This is a genomic window from Kitasatospora sp. NPDC057692 (assembly GCF_042799475.1).
GTDB lineage: Bacteria > Actinomycetota > Actinomycetes > Streptomycetales > Streptomycetaceae > Kitasatospora.
Genome location: NZ_JBHVIV010000052.1, coordinates 13883 through 30359, shown reverse-complemented (window position 1 = coordinate 30359; position 16477 = coordinate 13883). Strand labels below are relative to the sequence as shown.

The window sequence follows — 16477 nt, the reverse complement described above, 5'->3', positions numbered from 1 at the left end:
AGGATCCAGCAGCTGCCGACGACAGAGATCAGGGAGGCTGCGATGCCCAGGCAGGCCCGGGCGCTGGCGACCCGCCAGACCGTGCTGCGCGCCGCGGCCGAGGTGTTCGACGAACGCGGCTACGCGGGCGCCACCATGGCCGAGATCCTGGAACGGGCCGGCGTCACCAAGGGCGCGCTCTACTTCCACTTCCCCTCCAAGGAGGAGCTGGCGCTCGCCGTGATCGAGGGCCAGGAGGGCTGGCTGGCCACCTGGCAGCCGGCCTCCGAGAGCCCGATGCAGACCGTCATCGACCTCGGTTACGCCTTCGCGCACGCGCTGCTGGACGACCCGCTGCTGCGCGGCGCGATCCGGCTGACCATCGAGCACGGCAGCTTCACCCAGCCGCAGGTCGGCGCCTACCAGGGCTGGACGGACGCGGCGCGCGAGCTGCTGGAGCACGCGCTGGAGGCCGGAGAGCTCCGCCCGGGGGTGCGGCCGGCGGCCGCCGCCGGGGTGATCACCGGCGCGGTGACCGGCATCCAGCTCAGCTCGCAGGTGCTGACGGACCGCGCGGACCTGCTGCAGCGGATGGCCGACCTCTGGGCCCTGCTGCTGCCCGGCCTGGTCGCCCCGCCCGCCCTCACCCGCCTGGACACCATCGACCGCTGTGCAGCTCGCCCGCTCGCCTCCGGGCCTTCCCGGCCCGGCGCCGGCGCGCCTTAGATCCGGTAGGCCGTCAGGCGGTCGGCCGGGACGAGGGAGGGGAGGGCGGCCGACCACAGGCCGCTGATCGCGGCGGGGGCGAGCCGGCCGGTGGACTCGGCGGCGAACAGGACCAGTCCGGCCGCCAGGGTGGTGAGCAGTCCGGCCGCCTGCTCCCGGTCGAGCCCGGGGCGCAGTTCCCCGGCCTCCGCGGCCCGGTCCAGCAGGGCGCGGAAGACGGCGGTCAGGCTCCGCCAGGCCTCCGCCGAGGGCTCCGGCGGCGAGCCGGCCGGCGCCACCACCGCGCCCGCGGCGCAGCCCGCGGGCCGGCCGCCGAGGCCGAGCAGCACGCCGGCCCGGACCACCACGTCCTCGCGCAGCAGCCGGGCCAGTTCATGGGTGAGGTCGACGAGCGCCTGGACGGCCGGCCCGCCGCCGCGCAGCGCGCGCAGCACGGCCAGGCCGACGGCGTCGACGGCCTCGGTGCGGACCCCGTCGGCCAGCGCCTGCTTGGAGACGAAGTGGAAGTAGAGCGCGCCCTTGCTGACGCCCGCCCGGCGGCTGATGTCCACCAGGCTGGCCGACTCGAAACCCGCGTCGGCGAAGGTGTCCGCCGCGGCGAGCAGCACGGCCTGCCTGGTTCGCCCCGCCCGTTCCTGCTTAGCCACTCGGCCCCTCCGGCCCCGGCCGCGACGGGCTGCGGCCCGCCCGGTTGCTGTCACGGCGCCGCCGTCGCTGCCGCGGCGCCCCGTCTGCGGACCGTCGGCGGCGCCCCGCGCCCGCCCGAAACCGCATGGTTGGTATCTAATCTAGCCCCTGCCCGACCCCCTCCGTCCAGGGGGCAACAGCCCCCCGCCCAAGGGCCGGAGCGGGCCGGCCGGACGTTGCCGCAGGCCGGCGCCCGGGTACGGTGGGCACGGCGGGTGTGCCCAGGTGGCGACCCCGCAGGGGGAGCAGAAACCGGGTGGCCTGTATGTTTTGCCAGGGCCGCCCGCACGGCCGGCCGACCGACACCCGGGAGTGGGGCCCGTCATGCCAGTGTTCACCGCGATGGACGGCGACACCCCGTATCCCCACCCCGGCCCCCTCCCACCGGGCCCCGGCCGCTACGCCTTCCACGAACGGACCGTCTCGCGCCACCTGGTGCGCCGCTCCTCGGTCGCCGAGGTGCTCATCACCGGCTGGCAGGCCACCGGCCCGTACGACTTCCTGCTCGGCGCCCAATGGCCCCGGCTGCACGGCTTCTACCGGCTGCCCGGCGACCGGCACCACGACCCGGTGCTGATGGCCGAGACGATCCGGCAGGCCGCCCTGCTGGTGGGCCACGCCGGCTTCGGTGTCCCGCACGACCACCACGCGGTGCTCGACGAACTCGGCTACACCCTCGGCCCGGCCGGGCTGGACGGTCTCGCGGTCACCGCCGCCCCCACCGAGCTGATGCTCCGGATCACCTGCCACGACGTCCGGATGCGGCACGGCCGGCTGGCCGCGCTGCGGGTGCACGCCGAGGTCGAACGCGACGGCCGCCCGGTCGGCCGCGGCTCCGGCGGGCTGCGGGTCCTCTCCCCCGCCGCGTACGACCGGCTGCGCGGCCCCGGCCGGGCAGCCGCCCCGCTCCGGTTCCCGGACCAGGCCACCGCCCCGGAGCTGGTGGGCCGTCAGCAGGCCGCCGACGTCGTGCTCGGCCCCGCGCTGCTGCCCGGCAGCTGGCTGCTGCACGCGGACGCCCGCCACCCGGTGCTGTTCGACCCGATGGACCCGGCGCCCGGCCACCTGCCCGGGATGCTCGTCCTGGAGGCCGCCCGGCAGGCCGCCCAGCGGCTGCACCACCCGGACCGGGTGGTGCCGCTGGAGCTGCTCACGGCCTTCCACGACCCGATCGCGCCGGACCGCCCCTGTGTGGTGCGGGCGGTCCGGGAGGCCGGGCAGGAGACCGCCGGCGGCAGTGGGCGACGGCCCCCGCTGCGGGTCCTGCTGGTGCAGGAGGGCCGCACGGTGGCCGAGGCCCGGCTGCTCACCGGACCGGCCGACGGCGGCCCGACCGCGACCGCGCCGGCCCCGGCCCGCCGCGGTCTGCCGCTCGCCAGCTGAGCCCGCCTCCCGGCGGCCCCGGGCGCGTCAGGCGGCCACCAGCGCGGACGGCCGCCCGGCGTGCATCACGGAGAGGTTCTCCGCCAGCCGCCCCGGGTCCTGGGCGAGCCACAGCCGCAGCGCGGCGCCCAGCATCGCGCTGGCCGAGCCGATCCGCACCTCCGTCACCTGGGCGATCCGGGCCGCGCCCGGCACCAGCAGATCGGCCAGCGGCGCCGGCAGCCAGACGGTCAGCGCGCACGGCGCGGGGGCCGCGAGGGCGCCCAGCAGCCGGTAGGCGTCGGCCGGCGAGCTGACCGTGGGGATGATGTCCAGCAACCCGTCGGCCACCACCTCGGACACGTCGCCGCGGTGGCCCTGGGCGAGCCGGCGGAGCAGCAGGTGCTCGGCGGCGGTGATTCGGACGGTCAGCATGACCTCGTCGCACTCCATTGCGCGATTTCCTCCTCAGTTCCTCCCCGTGCCGGACCGGGCGGTCGGCACGAACTACCCCTGTCGCACCTCGGCCCGGCTTCCTCCTTCGGAGTGCCGGGCCGGTGGGTGGTTTCCGGTCCCGGTCAAATCCCCGCGTAGGAGTGCTTGCCGGTGACGAAGATGTTCACGCCGTAGTAGTTGAACAGCCAGCACGCGAACGCGGCGAGGGCCAGGTACGCGGCCTTGCGGCCCTTCCAGCCGGCGGTGGCGCGGGCGTGCAGGTAGCACGCGTAGGCGACCCAGGTGATGAACGACCAGGTCTCCTTCGGGTCCCACTCCCAGTACTTGCCCCAGGCGGCCTCGGCCCAGATCGCGCCCGCGATGATGGTGAACGTCCACAGCGGGAAGACCAGGGCGTTGATCCGGTAGGACAGCTTGTCCAGGGTCGAGGCGGCGGGCAGCCGGCGCCAGATCGACGGCGAGGTGCCGAGCGGGCCCTTGGCCAGGCCGGCCGCCATCCGCTGGTCGAAGGAGTCCTTGCCCAGGTACAGCAGGGTGGTGATGAACGCCGCGTAGAAGGCACCGCCGCAGACGATCGCGGTGGCGACGTGGATCGCCAGCCAGTACGAGTGCAGCGCCGGGACGAGCTGCTCGGACTCGGTGTAGAGCACCTGGGTGGCGATGCCGAGGGTCAGCAGCACCGCGACGGCGACCGGCAGGCCGAGCCAGCGGACCGACTTCTTCGCGGCCAGCAGGCCGAGGAAGGCGACCGTCATGGCGAGCGCGAAGGCGCAGGAGAACTCGTACATGTTCCCCCACGGCCAGCGGGAGACCGACAGGCCGCGGGTGAGCACGCCGCCCGCGTGCAGCAGGGCGGCGAGCGCGGTGAGCGAGACCGCGATCCGCCCGGACAGGTCGGCCTTCTCGCTGGTGCCGGCCGCGCCGGGGCCGTCGACGTCCTCGTCGCCGCGCCCGCTGGTCACCACCGTGGCACCCTCGCCGGCCAGCGCCGTGCGGGTGAGCGTGGTGGTGCCGCCGCGCGCCGAGGCGACGGTGACGGTGACCTTCTTGGCGCCCTTGGCCTTGGCCTCGGCCTCGGCGACGCTCCCGGCCACGCCCGCCTGCTCGATGGAGCGGACCGCGACGGCGCCCTTGGCACCGAAGGTCCACTCGAACATGTAGGCGAACATGGCGATCAGGTAGACGGCCATCGCCGAATAGATCAGCTTGTTGGACAGGTCGGCCAGCTGCGGGTCGACCGACGAGGCGAGGTGCACCGTCTACTCCTTGGAGTTCGGGTCGGCGGGAACTGCGGATGTCGCGGGTGCCGAGGCCTTGTCGGCCCCGGTGGTGCCGCCCTCATCGGGCTCGTCGTCGGGCTCGTCCTCCGACTCGTCGTCGTCCGGCTCGTCGTCGAGCGCCGGCGCGTCGTCCTGGAGGTCCACCGCGAGCGCGGCCAGCTCCTCGGCGATCTTCGCCGACTCGCTGCGGCCCAGCCCGGCCAGCTCGACCAGCGTCCCGCCGTCCGGCAGGGCCACCGCCCGCACCCAGATCCGGCGCCGCTGGATGAACAGCGAGCCGACCAGGCCGGCGATCGCCGCCACCGCCCCGGCCAGGGCGATGCCGTTGCCCGGGCGGTGCGAGACGTTGAAGCTCGCCCACTGCTTGTAGCCCTCGAAGGTGACCGTGCCGTAGCCGTCCGGCAGGGTCCAGCCCTGGCCGGGCTTCAGCCGGGCCTTGGCCGGCTGGCCGTCCTGCTGGAGCTGGGTCAGGTTCTTGGTGTTGAGCTGGTAGATGTTCTGCGGCAGACCGGAGTCGGTGCCCAGGTCGCCCGCGTAGACGTTGAGCACCAGCGCCGGGTCCGCGTCACCGGGGAACAGCGAGCGCGGGCCGGTGTTCCGGTCGAAGGCCACCGGGGCGGTCGGCAGGAAGAAGCCGGAGAGGCCCAGCTGGGTCTTCCTGCCGTCCTTCTCGCCGTAGTCGGAGACCTTGATGACGCCGGTGGAGGTCAGGTTGCCGTCCTGCGGCAGGAACGGGGTGGCGCCGGTGTAGACGACCTCGCCCGCCGCGTTCCTGACCGTGACCACCGGGGCGTAGCCGTGGCCGATCAGGTAGAACTTGCTGTCGCCGACCTCCAGCGGGTGGTTGACCTCGACCTTGCCCGGCTTGAGCTTCGACGGGTCGCTGCCGTCGTAGTACTCGACGTGCGCGGTGAACTGCCGGGCGCTGCCGATCTGCTCGCCGTTGGTCTGGAACTTCGAGGTGAAGCTGTTCAGCTTCACGTAGAAGGGGTCGAGGTCGTCGGAGCCGTAGAACCGGGTGCCGGTGAAGTCGTCCAGCTGCGTGATGGTGTTGGCGTAGCCGTCGCCCTCGACCAGCAGCTTGCCGCCGGTGCCGCTGGCCAGGCTCGCCCAGGCGAAGCCGCCGAGCAGCGCGAACAGCGACAGGTGGAAGACCAGGTTGCCGACCTCGCGCAGGTAGCCCTTCTCGGCCGCCACGGTGCCGCCGTCGAGGTGCGCGCGGAACCGGCGCCCGCGCAGCAGCCGGTGGGCGGCGGAGCTGACGGCCGCGGCGTCCGCGTCCGTGCGCCAGGCCGCGTACACCGGCATCCGGGTCAGGTTGCGCGGCGCCGCCGGCGGCCGGGAGCGCAGCACGCCGACGAACTGCCAGGTGCGCGGGACGATGCAGCCGGCCAGCGAGACGAACAGCAGGATGTAGATCGCCGAGAACCAGACCGAGCTGTAGACGTCGAACAGCTGGAGCTTCTCGTAGATCGGCGCGACCGTGGTGTGCTGCGCCTTCCAGGCCTGGACCTTGAACTGGTTCTGGCCGTTCTGCGGGATCAGCGAGCCGGGGATGGCGGCCAGCGAGAGCAGGAACAGCAGGATCAGCGCGACCCGCATCGAGGTCAGCTGGCGCCACATCCAGCGCAGCCAGCCGAGCACGCCGATGCCGGTGGGACCGTCGGAGTCGGCCGGGGCGGTGGTGAGCCGCTCGGCCGCGTCCTCGGTCGCCCCCTGCGCCGCGGCCGCGCGCTGTTCGCGGTCGGTCGTGGTCTTGGTCACGGGTCAGATTCCGATCTGGAAGTCGGCGAACTGGTTCTGCAGGTCACTCACCATGGAGTCCCAGACCCCGGTGACCAGCAGCAGACCGACCACGACGAGCATGCCGCCGCCGATCCGCATGACGAGCGGATAGTGCCGCTTGACCCAGCCGAAGGCGCCCAGCGCCCGCCGGAAGGCCACCGCGGCCACGACGAACGGTACGCCGAGGCCCATGCAGTAGAAGAACATCAGCAGCGCACCGCGCTGGGCGTCGGCCTGGTTGAGCGCGAGGTTGGTGACGGTGGCCAGGGTCGGGCCCATGCACGGCGTCCAGCCCACCCCGAAGACCACGCCGAGCAGTGGCGCGCCGAGCAGGCCGATCACCGGGCGGCGGTGGGTGCGCACCTCCCGCATGCTCAGGCCGGGCACCATGCCCATGAAGGCCAGGCCCATCACGATCGTGAGCGCCCCGAGCACCTTGCTGATGACCGCCTGGTGCTCCTTGAGCGTGTCGCCGAACTGGCCGAACAGCGCGCCGCTGGAGACGAACACGGCGGTGAAGCCGAGGATGAACAGCGCCGCGCCGGCCAGCATCCGGCCGCGGCGGGCACCGCGCGCGTCCGCGAGGTCGGCGGCGGAGAAGCCGGTCACGTAGGAGAGGTAGCCGGGGACGAGCGGCAGCACGCAGGGCGAGAAGAACGACACCAGGCCCGCCGCCAGCGCGATCGGCGCCGCGATCAGCAGCGCCCCGCTCTGGATGGTCCCGGTGTTGTCGGCGAGGAGCAGCGCCGCACTCACTTCTGCTGCTCCGCCACGATCGGCCGGAGCATCGACTCCAGGGCGTCGTCGGTCTGGCCGCCGACGGCCCGGGCGGCCAGCCTGCCCTCCCGGTCGATCACCAGGGTGGTCGGGATGGACTGCGAGTTGAGGCTGCCCTTGGGGAACTTGAGCAGCTCGGCGCCGGCCGGGTCGTAGATGCTGGGGAAGGTGACGCCCTTCTCCTGCTCGAAGCGGACGGCGTTCTTGATCTCGGTGTCCCGGGTGTTGATCCCGAGGAACTGCACGCCCTGGTCCTTGTACTTCTCCCAGACCCGCTGGAGGTCGTCGGCCTCCGAGCGGCAGGGGCCGCACCAGGAGCCCCAGACGTTCATCACGACGACCTTGCCGCGGTAGTCGGAGAGCCTGGCCGGGGTGCCCTCCAGGGTGGTGCCGCCGATGTCCGGCGCGTCCTGGCGGTGGCCGGCCTCGGCGGTCGAGATGTTGCTGCCCTTGGCGGTGACGAAACCGATCTGGCCGTCGCCACCGGCCGAGGAGCCGGAGGAGCTGCAACCGGTGAGGACCAGCGCGGCAGCGGCGGCGGTGACCGCGGCGGCGGCGAGACGGGGACGGGGGCGCGTCATGCCAGACATGTGAAAAGTTTCGCATGGAGTCGCGGGCGGACCCCGGGGGGCCCGGCGTTGTCTGCCGGACCCCCTCTGACCTGCGGCGGGACCATTGACCCTGGTGTCGCGGGGGTGTGACCCAGGTCTTACTCACGCGGCTCTTACACCGGATCGGGAACCATGAACACCGTTCCGCGCGTCCGGGCTTTCTCGGCGTACCCGGAATCGCCCCGTGCCGCGACCGGGTCCCGGGCGGCCCTGACGGCCCGAACAGCCCGGGCGCCTGAGGCGCCTCAGGCGCCGAAGCTCTTGCCCACCGGCTTGCTCTTGCCGCCCTTGCCGACCAGGTGGGCCGGCAGCAGGTCGCGGGCCGGCTCGCGGTAGCCGACCGAGACGATCCGGTCCCCCTCGTAGGTGAAGCTGGTCAGCGAGGCCAGCGAGCACTGCCGGTTGCGCGGGTCGTGCCAGAGCCGGCGGCGCTCCACGAAGGAGCGGACGATCCAGATCGGCAGCTGGTGGCTGACGCAGACCGCCTCGTGCCCGCGCGCGGCGTCCCGGGCCGCGGCCAGCGCACCCATCATCCGCACCGCCTGCTCCAGGTACGGCTCGCCCCAGGAGGGCTTGAACGGGTTGGTCAGGTACTTCCAGTAGGACGGGTTGCGCAGCGAGCCGTCGCCCACTCCGAAGGTCTTGCCCTCGAAGATGTTCTCCGCCTCGATCAGCCGCCCGTCCACCGCGACGTCCAGGCCGTGCGACGCGGCGATCGGCGCGGCGGTCTCCTGGGCGCGCTCCAGCGGGGACGCCACCACATGGGTGATGTCCCGCCCGGCGAGGTCCTCGGCGACCCGCTCGGCCATCTCGCGGCCCAGCTCGGACAGCCGGTAGCCCGGCAGTCGCCCGTACAGGACCCCCTCCGGGTTGTGCACCTCACCGTGCCGCATCAGGTGGACGACGGTGATGTCCTTGCTGCTCACTTCTCAGTACTCCTGGGACTCGTAAGGGCGGCGGGGCCTAGGCGGCGGCTTCGGCGGCGGCCCGGGCGGCGGCGGGCAGTGCGGCGGCGATCCGCTCCAGCGCCCGCTCGTCGTGCGCGGCGGAGACGAACCAGGACTCGAACGCGGACGGCGGCAGGTAGACGCCCTCGGCGAGCATCGCGTGGAAGAACGCGGTGAAGCGGAACGCCTCCTGGGTCTTCGCCTCGGCGTAGTTCGTCACGGCGTCCTCGGTGAAGAACACCGAGAACATGTTGCCCGCGGTCTGCAGCCGGTGCGCCACGCCCTCCTTGGCGAGCGCCGCGGAGACCAGGCCGGAGACCTCGGCGGCGACCCGGTCGACCGTCGCGTAGACCTCGTCGGTGCAGCCGCGCAGCTGGGCCAGGCCGGCCGCGGTGGCGATCGGGTTCCCGGAGAGGGTTCCGGCCTGGTAGACCGGGCCGGCCGGGGCGAGGTGGGCCATCACGTCGGCGCGGCCGCCGAAGGCCGCGGCCGGGAAGCCGCCGCCCATGACCTTGCCGAAGGTCAGCAGGTCGGGCGCCCAGCCCTCGTTCGCCGCCTCCAGGCCGTACCAGCCGGCCTTGGAGACGCGGAAGCCGGTCATCACCTCGTCGGAGATGAACAGCGCGCCGTTCTCCCGGCAGAGCCGGGCCAGGCCGCCGTTGAAGCCGGGCAGCGGCGGGACGACGCCCATGTTGCCGGGCGAGGCCTCGGTGATGACGCAGGCGATCTCGCCGGGGTGGGCCCGGAAGGCCTCCTCGACGGCGGCGAGGTCGTTGTAGGGCAGCACGATGGTGTCGCCGGCCTGGGCGCCGGTGACGCCCGGGGTGTCCGGCAGGCCGAAGGTGGCGACGCCGGAACCGGCGGCGGCCAGTAGCGCGTCCACATGGCCGTGGTAGCAGCCGGCGAACTTCACGACCTTCGCGCGGCCGGTGAAGCCGCGGGCCAGCCGGATCGCCGACATGGTGGCCTCGGTGCCCGAGGAGACGAGGCGGACCTGCTCGACCGGGGCGACCCGGGCGACGATCTCCTCGGCCAGCTCGACCTCGCCCTCGCCCGGGGTGCCGAAGGAGGTGCCGCGGACCACCGCCCGCTGCACGGCGTCGAGCACGGCCGGGTGCGCGTGGCCGAGGATCATCGGGCCCCACGAGCAGACCAGGTCGACGTACTCGCGGCCGTCGGCGTCGGTCAGACAGGGGCCGGTGCCGGACACCATGAAGCGCGGCGTACCGCCGACGGCGCGGAAGGCGCGCACCGGGGAGTTGACGCCGCCGGGGGTCACGACCGACGCGCGATCGAAGAGCGACTGGGACTTGGGTGCTTCGTAGGGGTAGCTCACGGGAGACATGGTCTCAAATCGTGTCCTTCACCTCTGCATGTCGGACCTCATCATCTGGAACGATGATCCGGGCGCCCGAGTCTGTACGGTTATCCGTACAACGGGACCCCTGGCTGCGCCGGCCACCCGGACCAGTCAGACTATGTACCCGGAGTGTCTCCGGAGTTCCTCCGGCCGCGAGGACGGACAGGCGCTCCGGGTCGATGCAGGGGTGTGGAGAGGACTGCCGCGTACCGCGACTGGGTACGGCGGCGCATGACGGGTAAGGAGCACGTCCGGTCGGGACACCGGACGTGCGGGGGTCTGTCGATTCCGGCGAATTCCGGTGAGGATGGTCCGAGTGTCCGAGGCGCAGGACGGCCACGACGAGGCCGCGGGTGGCCCCCGCCGGCCCGCCGGGGCCGCACGCGGGGGTAAGGGAGCGGGAACGGGGCGTAGCGGTCGTGGCCGCGAGAGGCGGAGTGAGGGACGCGTGGGGGTGACGTACAAGTACTTCGGCGCACCCGACCGGGCGACCGCGGCCCGGGTCCCGACCGCCCTCGGTCCGGGCGGCCTCGGGCTGGACGCGGGCGAGCTCGGCTCGCTCGGCCGGCTCGGCGACCTGATGGAGACCAGTGGCTCCCCCACCGGCCACCTCTCCACCAAGATCAAGCCGGAGACCATGAGCGCGATGGTCCTCACCGGCATCCAGGGCGTGCCGCTGCACCAGGTGCCGCCGCTGGAACTGGTCGTGCTGCACCCGGACTACGCCGTCGTCCAGCTGCCGCAGAACGTCGTCGAACCGCTCCGCACGGCGGACGAGACCGAACTCGGCGCCGCCGCCTTCATCTGGTCCACCGTCCCCGACCGCCGGAACCCGCGCGACGCCTTCGTGATCTACAGCATGCTGCACGAGTGGCAGGACTTCGCCAACCGGCTGCACGAGGCCGGGCACCAGCTGTACTGCCTCGTCTGGCCCTGATCGGACATCGGACGCGAACGCGAGCGGGGCCCCGGCCGGGGCCCCGGCCGGGGCCCCGCTCGTCGTCCGGTGGTCGCCGTTCCGCGCCGGCGGGATGTCGCGGGGTCAGCCGCCCGAGCCGTAGGTGGTGTTGGCGCAGATGTCGTCGTCGGCCGAGCGGGCCTCCTCGGTGACCGAGGAGGGCAGCGGGGCGGGCGCGGCGGGGGCCGACGAGGCGCCCGGGGCGGTCGTGGCGGCGCCGCCGTTGGCGTCGGCGTAGTCCTTGCCGAGGACGACGTTGAGGCCGGCAACCGAGATCGGGGTGAGGGTGGCGCCGGGGAACAGCTCGGCGACCTTCTCGGCGTTGGCCTTCTGCCCGGCGCCGTACTCGATCGTGGTGGTGAGCTTGTTGGTGGTCTTCGCCTGGGTCACCAGGCCGACGGTGAACTGGGCCGCCTTCAGGGCCTCGCCCGCCTTGGCGCCCAGGCCGTTGACGGTCGTTCCGTTGTAGACCTTGACCGGGACCGCCGGGGCGGTGCGCGCGGGGGGCGCGGTGGTGGTCGGCGGGGCCTCGGGCGTGGCCGGGGGCTCCGGGGTGGCGGGCGCGTCGGGCTGCTGGCCGGTGGCGTCCTTGCCGTCCAGGGTGCGGTCGGCGCGGATCGCCTCCCACAGCCGGTCCACGTCCGGCTTCACCAGGTCGAGGTTGGCCTCGTTGTAACGCCAGGGCGGCGTCACGAACTTGAGGTCGTGCAGGTCGATGTTCTTCAGCGACAGGGCGAAGGACATCAGCTTGTCGACGGTGCCGAGCCCCTCGTCGACGCGCAGCGACTTGGTGGCGGCGTCGGCCAGCGGCAGCAGGGTGGTGGGCTCCAGGCCCTTCTTCTTCACCGTGCTGATCATCGAGCTCATGAAGGCCTGCTGACGCTTCATCCGGCCGATGTCGGAGCCGTCGCCGATGCCGTGCCGCAGCCGGACGTAGTCGAGGGCCGGCTGGCCCTCCACCTTCTGCGGGCCCTTCTTGAGGACGAGGGGGCCCTTCGTGGGCAGCTTCTCGTTGAGGTCCTTCGCGTAGATGTCCTTGGGCAGGCAGACCTCGACGCCGCCGACGGCCTTGGTCATCGCCGCGAAGCCCTGGAAGTCGACCACGATGGTGTGGTCGACGCGGATGCCGGTGAGCTTCTCCACGGTGTTCTGGGTGCAGGCGGGGTTGCCGTCCGCCGTGCCGCCCACCGTGAAGGCGGCGTTGAACAGGACGTCCTTGCCCTTTTGTTCCTTGGTCCACTTCCCGTTCGGGAGCTTGCACGGCGGGATGGTGACCAGGGTGTTGCGCGGGATCGAGACGCCGATGGCGTTCTTGTGGTCCGCGTAGACGTGCAACAGGATCGTGGTGTCCGAGCGGGCGCCCTCGGAATCGCCGCCGCCCAGGTCCGAGTTGTCGCCGCCGCGGCTGTCCGAGCCGATCAGCAGGATGTTCACCGGCTTGTTGCCGTTGGCGTCGGCGGTGGCCTCCGGCGGGCGTTCCTTGCTCAGCGCGTCCGAGTCGATGGTCTTGATGTTGCCGCTGAGCTTGAAGTAGATCGCGCCGCCGGTCCCGGCTATGAGCACCAGGGCGCCGACCGCCGTCCAGCCGACGATCTTCTTGACGTTGCGGGCCGGCTTCCTGCCGCGCCCGCCCGCCCGGCGGTGGCCCTGGTTGTTCGACCCGCCGTCACCGCCCTGCCCGCCGCGGCCCTTGGACTGCGCCGCCCGCCGGGCCTCGGCCCGGCCGCCCGGCCTGGGCGGCGGGACGGAGGCGGTGGATCCGGCGCCCGACGCACTGCTCCGGGCGCCGGTGGAGCCCGCCGAGGCGGTGGAGCCCTCCGGACGCGGCCGGGCCACGTTGGGCTGACTCCTGTCTCGGCGACCCGACATCCCCGCACCTCTCACGGCTGTGCCATCGAACGATCAGCGGCCAGGACGTCCCCCCTGGCGCCAGGTGGAGCATACAAGCCGACCGGAAACCGACTACCGCCGCGCCCGGACCTCGGCCCCGGGACCCCGCGGCGTGCGCTATCCGCGGGGTCGGCGGGGGCGGCGCACGGTCCGCTCGCACCCGACCGGATCGGCCAGCGCCCCGCCCCCGCCGACCAGGCGGCCCAGCGCCGTGACGAACACCGTCCGCTCGTCCCGCGGCAGCGATTCCAGCACCTCCCGGTGCACCCGGTCGGCGATCGCCGTGCCCCGCTCGACAGTCCGCTCGCCCTCCTCGGTGACCCGCACGATCCGGGCCCGGCGGTCGGCCGCGGCCGGGCGGCGCTCGGCCAGCCCGGCCTTCTCCAGCTCGTCGACGGTCACCACCATGGTGGTCTTGTCGAGGTCGGCCAGCTCGGCCAGCTGGATCTGGGTCCGCTCGGCGGCCAGCGCGTGGAACAGCACGCCGTAGGCGCGCGGGGTGACGCCGAGCTCGGTGAACGCCGCCGCCATCCGGGTCGCCAGGACGTGGCTGGCGTGGTCCAGCAGACCGGAGAGGTCGCGGATCTGGCGCACGGGCGGCGTGCGGCTGGTCGTCATGCGTCGAGGTTACGCGGCCGTACGGGGCCGTCCGTCAGGGGATGCCGAGCTCGAACAGGGCGTAGCCCGCGTACCATCCGGCCGCCACCGCCGGCATCGCGACCAGGCCGCCCAGCGTCGTCGGCCGCAGCCGCCGCAGCGCCACCGCCAGGCCGATGACCAGCGGGAAGGCGGGCAGCAGGTAGCGCGAGATGTTGCCGTAGATCTGGTTGCTGCTCAGCGCCAGGACGACGGTCAGCAGCGTGTAGAGCACCAGGACCAGCGGCGGTCGCAGCCGCAGCAGCAGCACCAGCAGCCCGGGCAGGGCGATCAGCAGGGCCACCGCGATGAGGTCCGGCGCCGGGTTGGACTGCCAGAACGTCCAGTGCCCGGTGACCGTGTCCAGGGTGCTGCGGGCGGTGGAGGCGCCCCAGTCGAAGTAGCGGTTCCAGGCGCCGCGCTGGAGCTTGAAGTACCCGCCCCAGTCGCCCATCCGGTAGCCGACCCAGGCGACGTACCCGAGCAGGCCCCACGGGGTGATCAGCATCGCCGTCAGCGGGCGGGCCACCCCGTCGGTGCGCCGCACCAGCGCCACCAGCGCGGAGAGCGAGACGGCGGCGATCAGGGCGGCCGCGGTCGGCCGGTTGAGGCCGGCGACCAGGGCCAGCACCCCGGCGGCGAGCCAGTGGCGGGTCATCACGCAGTAGCAGGCCCAGGCCGAGAGGGCGACGAACAGCGAGTCCGAGTAGACCGCCCACTCCACGCCCGAGCCCGGGAACAGGCCCCAGAGCGCCGCCGCGATCACCCCGGCCCGGAAGCCGCCGAGCCGCTCGGCGACCGCGAAGATCCCGGCCGCGGCGACGAAGGAGGCGAGCACCGAGACGACGATGCCCGAGCCGTACGGGCCGAGCCCGGTGACCGCCCCGACCAACCGCATCAGCCACGGGTAGAGCGGGAAGAACGCGGCCGAGTTCTCGTAGTAGGTGGCCAGCGGGTAGCCGTGCAGCGGGATCAGCTGCGGGTCGTAGCCGTTCTCGGCGATCCGCTGGTACCAGATGCCGTCCCAGGTGCCGAGCACGTCCCAGGGCCGGGCTCCGCCGCCGCGCCCCGGGTCCTTCTTCAGGAAGTCCTCGGTGTGCGAGAGCAGCAGCAGGAAGACGGTCAGGCCGGTCGCCTTGACCACCGCGTACGCGCCGAGCGCGGGCGCGAAGCGGTCCACCGCGGCACCGAACCGGCCCGGGGCCGGTCCGGCCGCCGCGTCCGTGTCCCGCGCCTCCGGGCCGTCCTGCGCCTCCGGGGTGGCGGGCGGCGGGGGCACGCCCGCGCCACCGCCCGACGACTCGGTGCTCGATGCCGCGCTCATCAGCTCTCGTACTCCCCGCCCCACTCGTGACCGGTGCGCCGACCGACAGCGCGACGCCGGGTGAGCCTACGACACCGCCACCGCCGCGGGGACGGGCAGCCCGACCGGCGGACGGACGGCGGGTCGGGGACGGAGCAACCGCGCAGGTGGACGGTGCCGCGCCCGGTGGGCCCCCGGAAACGCCGAGAGCCGCCGCCCCGCACCCCAGGAGGGAAGCGCGGGAGCGGCGGCTCGTACCGGCCGTACCTGCGGCTGATCAGCCGGCGTTGACGCAGGTGTTGCCGAAGGCCGGGTTGAGGATGCCGACGATGTCGATGGTGTTGCCGCACAGGTTGATCGGGACGTGCAGCGGGACCTGGATCTGGTTGCCGGAGATGACACCGGGGGAGTTGGCGGCGACGCCCTCCGCGCCGGAGCTGGCCAGCGCGGAACCGGCACCGGCCGCGACGATGCCGACCACAGCGGCGCCGACGGCGGCCGTCTTCTTGATGCTCATGGGAGCCTCCTGAACTGATTCGACAGAGATGCACGGGGAGTGCGACATCTCCAACGAGACCCGCTCGGGCCGGTTGCGAGGGCACCCCCACTGTCACCCGTCCGGAGGAACGGAGCCCCCGCGCCGAGCAATCGGGTGACACCCGCGTCCAGCCGTTTCCCCCCGCGCACTGCCTCGTTCTCCAAGCGGAACACGCTCCACCCGCCCCGCTACGACGAGGAGATCCGCCGCCGGTCCAAACCCGTCCGGAATTCTCCCGGTCGCGCGCCGATTCGAATGCTTCCCGGCCGTGCGGGAATTGTTCGCGGCGCACGGTGCCGCGGCGGCCGCTCATCGCCCGAGCCATGGGCGACACGCGCCATCTGGGCCGCCCGAGTGACAATCACGGCATTCCCAGAAGCCAACGGGCCAGGATTCTCCCGCGCCCGGCTCCCGACTATTTCCACAGACGGTCGGGCAGAATACGGAGGAAGAACACATGCGTAACCTCAAGAAGGCCGCCGCCCTGTCTCTCGCCACCGCCGGCCTGGCGGTCGGTGCGGCCGGCGGCGCGTTCGCCAGCTCCGGCGCCGAGGGTGTCGCCGCCAACTCCCCGGGTGTGCTCTCCGGCAACCAGATCCAGATCCCGGTGCACGTCCCGATCAACCTGTGCGGCAACACCATCGACATCATCGCCCTGCTGAACCCGGCGTTCGGCAACACCTGCGTCAACGCCGGCTGAACCGGCGGGCCGCCGAGCCGGCGGCCCGCGGTCCCCGCACCCGGGCCGCACCCCGCCACCGAGCGGGGCGCGGCCCGCTCAACCCGTGTGTGATCGAGGAGATCAACCCCCATGCAGAACGTGAAGAAGGCCGCCGTCCTCTCCGCCGCCGCCGCCGGCCTGGTGCTGGGTGCGGCGGGCGGTGCCGTCGCCAGCTCCGGCGCGCAGGGCGTCGCCGCCGGCTCGCCCGGTGTCGTCTCCGGCAACCAGCTCCAGATCCCGGTGCACATCCCGGTCAACCTGTGCGGCAACTCCATCAACCTGATCGGTGTGCTCAACCCGGCGTTCGGCAACACCTGCATCAACGCGGACGCCCCGAAGGAGGAGCACCACGAGGAGGAGCACCACGAGCACCACGAGGACGACTGCTGATCCCGATCGGCACGCGTTCCGCCCGCACTGCCTCCTGGCCCGCCGGCCGGGGGGCGGTTCGGCGTACCCGG

17 protein-coding genes are annotated in these 16477 nt (G+C 73.1%); 5 read left to right on the top strand and 12 right to left on the bottom strand.

All coding sequences use genetic code 11. The features are described 5' to 3' along the window. Nucleotides 1-42: 42 nt before the first annotated feature. On the top strand, nucleotides 43-705 hold the full coding sequence (locus tag ACFVFS_RS26230) for a ScbR family autoregulator-binding transcription factor (protein WP_380627148.1): 663 nt from the start codon (nucleotides 43-45) through the stop codon (nucleotides 703-705). On the opposite strand, the gene ACFVFS_RS26225 is transcribed toward ACFVFS_RS26230, so the two are convergent. After that, a complete protein-coding gene (locus ACFVFS_RS26225; RefSeq protein ID WP_380627147.1) occupies nucleotides 702-1352 on the bottom strand; it encodes a ScbR family autoregulator-binding transcription factor in 651 nt (216 codons plus the stop codon). The genes ACFVFS_RS26230 and ACFVFS_RS26225 overlap by 4 nt on opposite strands. 364 nt (nucleotides 1353-1716) lie before the next feature. Between ACFVFS_RS26225 and ACFVFS_RS26220 the strand changes: the two genes are divergently transcribed. Further along, nucleotides 1717-2775 carry a ScbA/BarX family gamma-butyrolactone biosynthesis protein gene (locus ACFVFS_RS26220; RefSeq protein WP_380627146.1) on the top strand — a complete coding sequence of 353 codons (1059 nt, stop codon included), beginning with the start codon at nucleotides 1717-1719 and terminating at the stop codon, nucleotides 2773-2775. A gap of 27 nt (nucleotides 2776-2802) precedes the next feature. Here the strand turns inward: ACFVFS_RS26220 and ACFVFS_RS26215 are convergent, their stop codons facing one another. The 7 genes from ACFVFS_RS26215 to hemL form a co-directional block, all read right to left on the bottom strand. Next, a complete protein-coding gene (locus tag ACFVFS_RS26215) occupies nucleotides 2803-3207 on the bottom strand; it encodes a hypothetical protein (protein ID WP_380627145.1) in 405 nt (134 codons plus the stop codon). Between the two features lie 125 nt (nucleotides 3208-3332). Continuing rightward, nucleotides 3333-4466 (bottom strand): c-type cytochrome biogenesis protein CcsB, encoded by a 1134-nt coding sequence (ccsB, locus tag ACFVFS_RS26210; protein ID WP_380627144.1) that lies wholly within the window; start codon nucleotides 4464-4466, stop codon nucleotides 3333-3335. A 3-nt stretch (nucleotides 4467-4469) separates the two neighbouring features. Beyond that, the gene (locus ACFVFS_RS26205; protein WP_380627143.1) at nucleotides 4470-6254 is read right to left on the bottom strand and encodes a cytochrome c biogenesis protein ResB; all 1785 of its coding nucleotides are present in this window, start codon (nucleotides 6252-6254) and stop codon (nucleotides 4470-4472) included. A gap of 3 nt (nucleotides 6255-6257) precedes the next feature. Further along, a complete protein-coding gene (locus ACFVFS_RS26200) occupies nucleotides 6258-7031 on the bottom strand; it encodes a cytochrome c biogenesis CcdA family protein (protein WP_380627141.1) in 774 nt (257 codons plus the stop codon). Further along, nucleotides 7028-7642 carry a TlpA family protein disulfide reductase gene (locus ACFVFS_RS26195; RefSeq protein WP_380627140.1) on the bottom strand — a complete coding sequence of 205 codons (615 nt, stop codon included), beginning with the start codon at nucleotides 7640-7642 and terminating at the stop codon, nucleotides 7028-7030. The genes ACFVFS_RS26200 and ACFVFS_RS26195 overlap by 4 nt, the downstream gene beginning before the upstream one ends. Before the next feature lie 266 nt (nucleotides 7643-7908). Continuing rightward, a complete protein-coding gene (locus ACFVFS_RS26190; RefSeq protein WP_380627183.1) occupies nucleotides 7909-8556 on the bottom strand; it encodes a histidine phosphatase family protein in 648 nt (215 codons plus the stop codon). A 70-nt stretch (nucleotides 8557-8626) separates the two neighbouring features. Then, nucleotides 8627-9955, bottom strand: coding sequence for a glutamate-1-semialdehyde 2,1-aminomutase (hemL, locus tag ACFVFS_RS26185; protein ID WP_380627139.1), 1329 nt, complete (start codon nucleotides 9953-9955; stop codon nucleotides 8627-8629). A gap of 322 nt (nucleotides 9956-10277) precedes the next feature. Between hemL and ACFVFS_RS26180 the strand changes: the two genes are divergently transcribed. Beyond that, nucleotides 10278-10907, top strand: a complete 630-nt coding sequence (locus ACFVFS_RS26180) for a hypothetical protein (RefSeq protein ID WP_380627138.1) — start codon at nucleotides 10278-10280, stop codon at nucleotides 10905-10907. Between the two features lie 105 nt (nucleotides 10908-11012). Here ACFVFS_RS26180 and ACFVFS_RS26175 read toward each other — a convergent pair whose 3' ends face one another. The 4 genes from ACFVFS_RS26175 to ACFVFS_RS26160 all read right to left on the bottom strand — a co-directional run bounded on the left by ACFVFS_RS26175 (nucleotide 11013) and on the right by ACFVFS_RS26160 (nucleotide 15274). Then, nucleotides 11013-12764, bottom strand: coding sequence for an LCP family protein (locus tag ACFVFS_RS26175; protein ID WP_380627137.1), 1752 nt, complete (start codon nucleotides 12762-12764; stop codon nucleotides 11013-11015). Between the two features lie 171 nt (nucleotides 12765-12935). Further along, nucleotides 12936-13436, bottom strand: coding sequence for a MarR family winged helix-turn-helix transcriptional regulator (locus ACFVFS_RS26170; RefSeq protein WP_380627136.1), 501 nt, complete (start codon nucleotides 13434-13436; stop codon nucleotides 12936-12938). 34 nt (nucleotides 13437-13470) lie between these two features. Then, nucleotides 13471-14778, bottom strand: coding sequence for a hypothetical protein (locus ACFVFS_RS26165; RefSeq protein WP_380627135.1), 1308 nt, complete (start codon nucleotides 14776-14778; stop codon nucleotides 13471-13473). 256 nt (nucleotides 14779-15034) lie between these two features. Then, nucleotides 15035-15274 (bottom strand): chaplin, encoded by a 240-nt coding sequence (locus ACFVFS_RS26160; RefSeq protein WP_380627134.1) that lies wholly within the window; start codon nucleotides 15272-15274, stop codon nucleotides 15035-15037. 478 nt (nucleotides 15275-15752) lie between these two features. Between ACFVFS_RS26160 and ACFVFS_RS26155 the strand changes: the two genes are divergently transcribed. Both ACFVFS_RS26155 and ACFVFS_RS26150 read left to right on the top strand, forming a co-directional pair. Then, a complete protein-coding gene (locus tag ACFVFS_RS26155) occupies nucleotides 15753-15995 on the top strand; it encodes a chaplin (RefSeq protein ID WP_376086297.1) in 243 nt (80 codons plus the stop codon). A 111-nt stretch (nucleotides 15996-16106) separates the two neighbouring features. Continuing rightward, nucleotides 16107-16406, top strand: a complete 300-nt coding sequence (locus ACFVFS_RS26150) for a chaplin (protein ID WP_380627132.1) — start codon at nucleotides 16107-16109, stop codon at nucleotides 16404-16406. Nucleotides 16407-16477 lie beyond the last annotated feature (71 nt).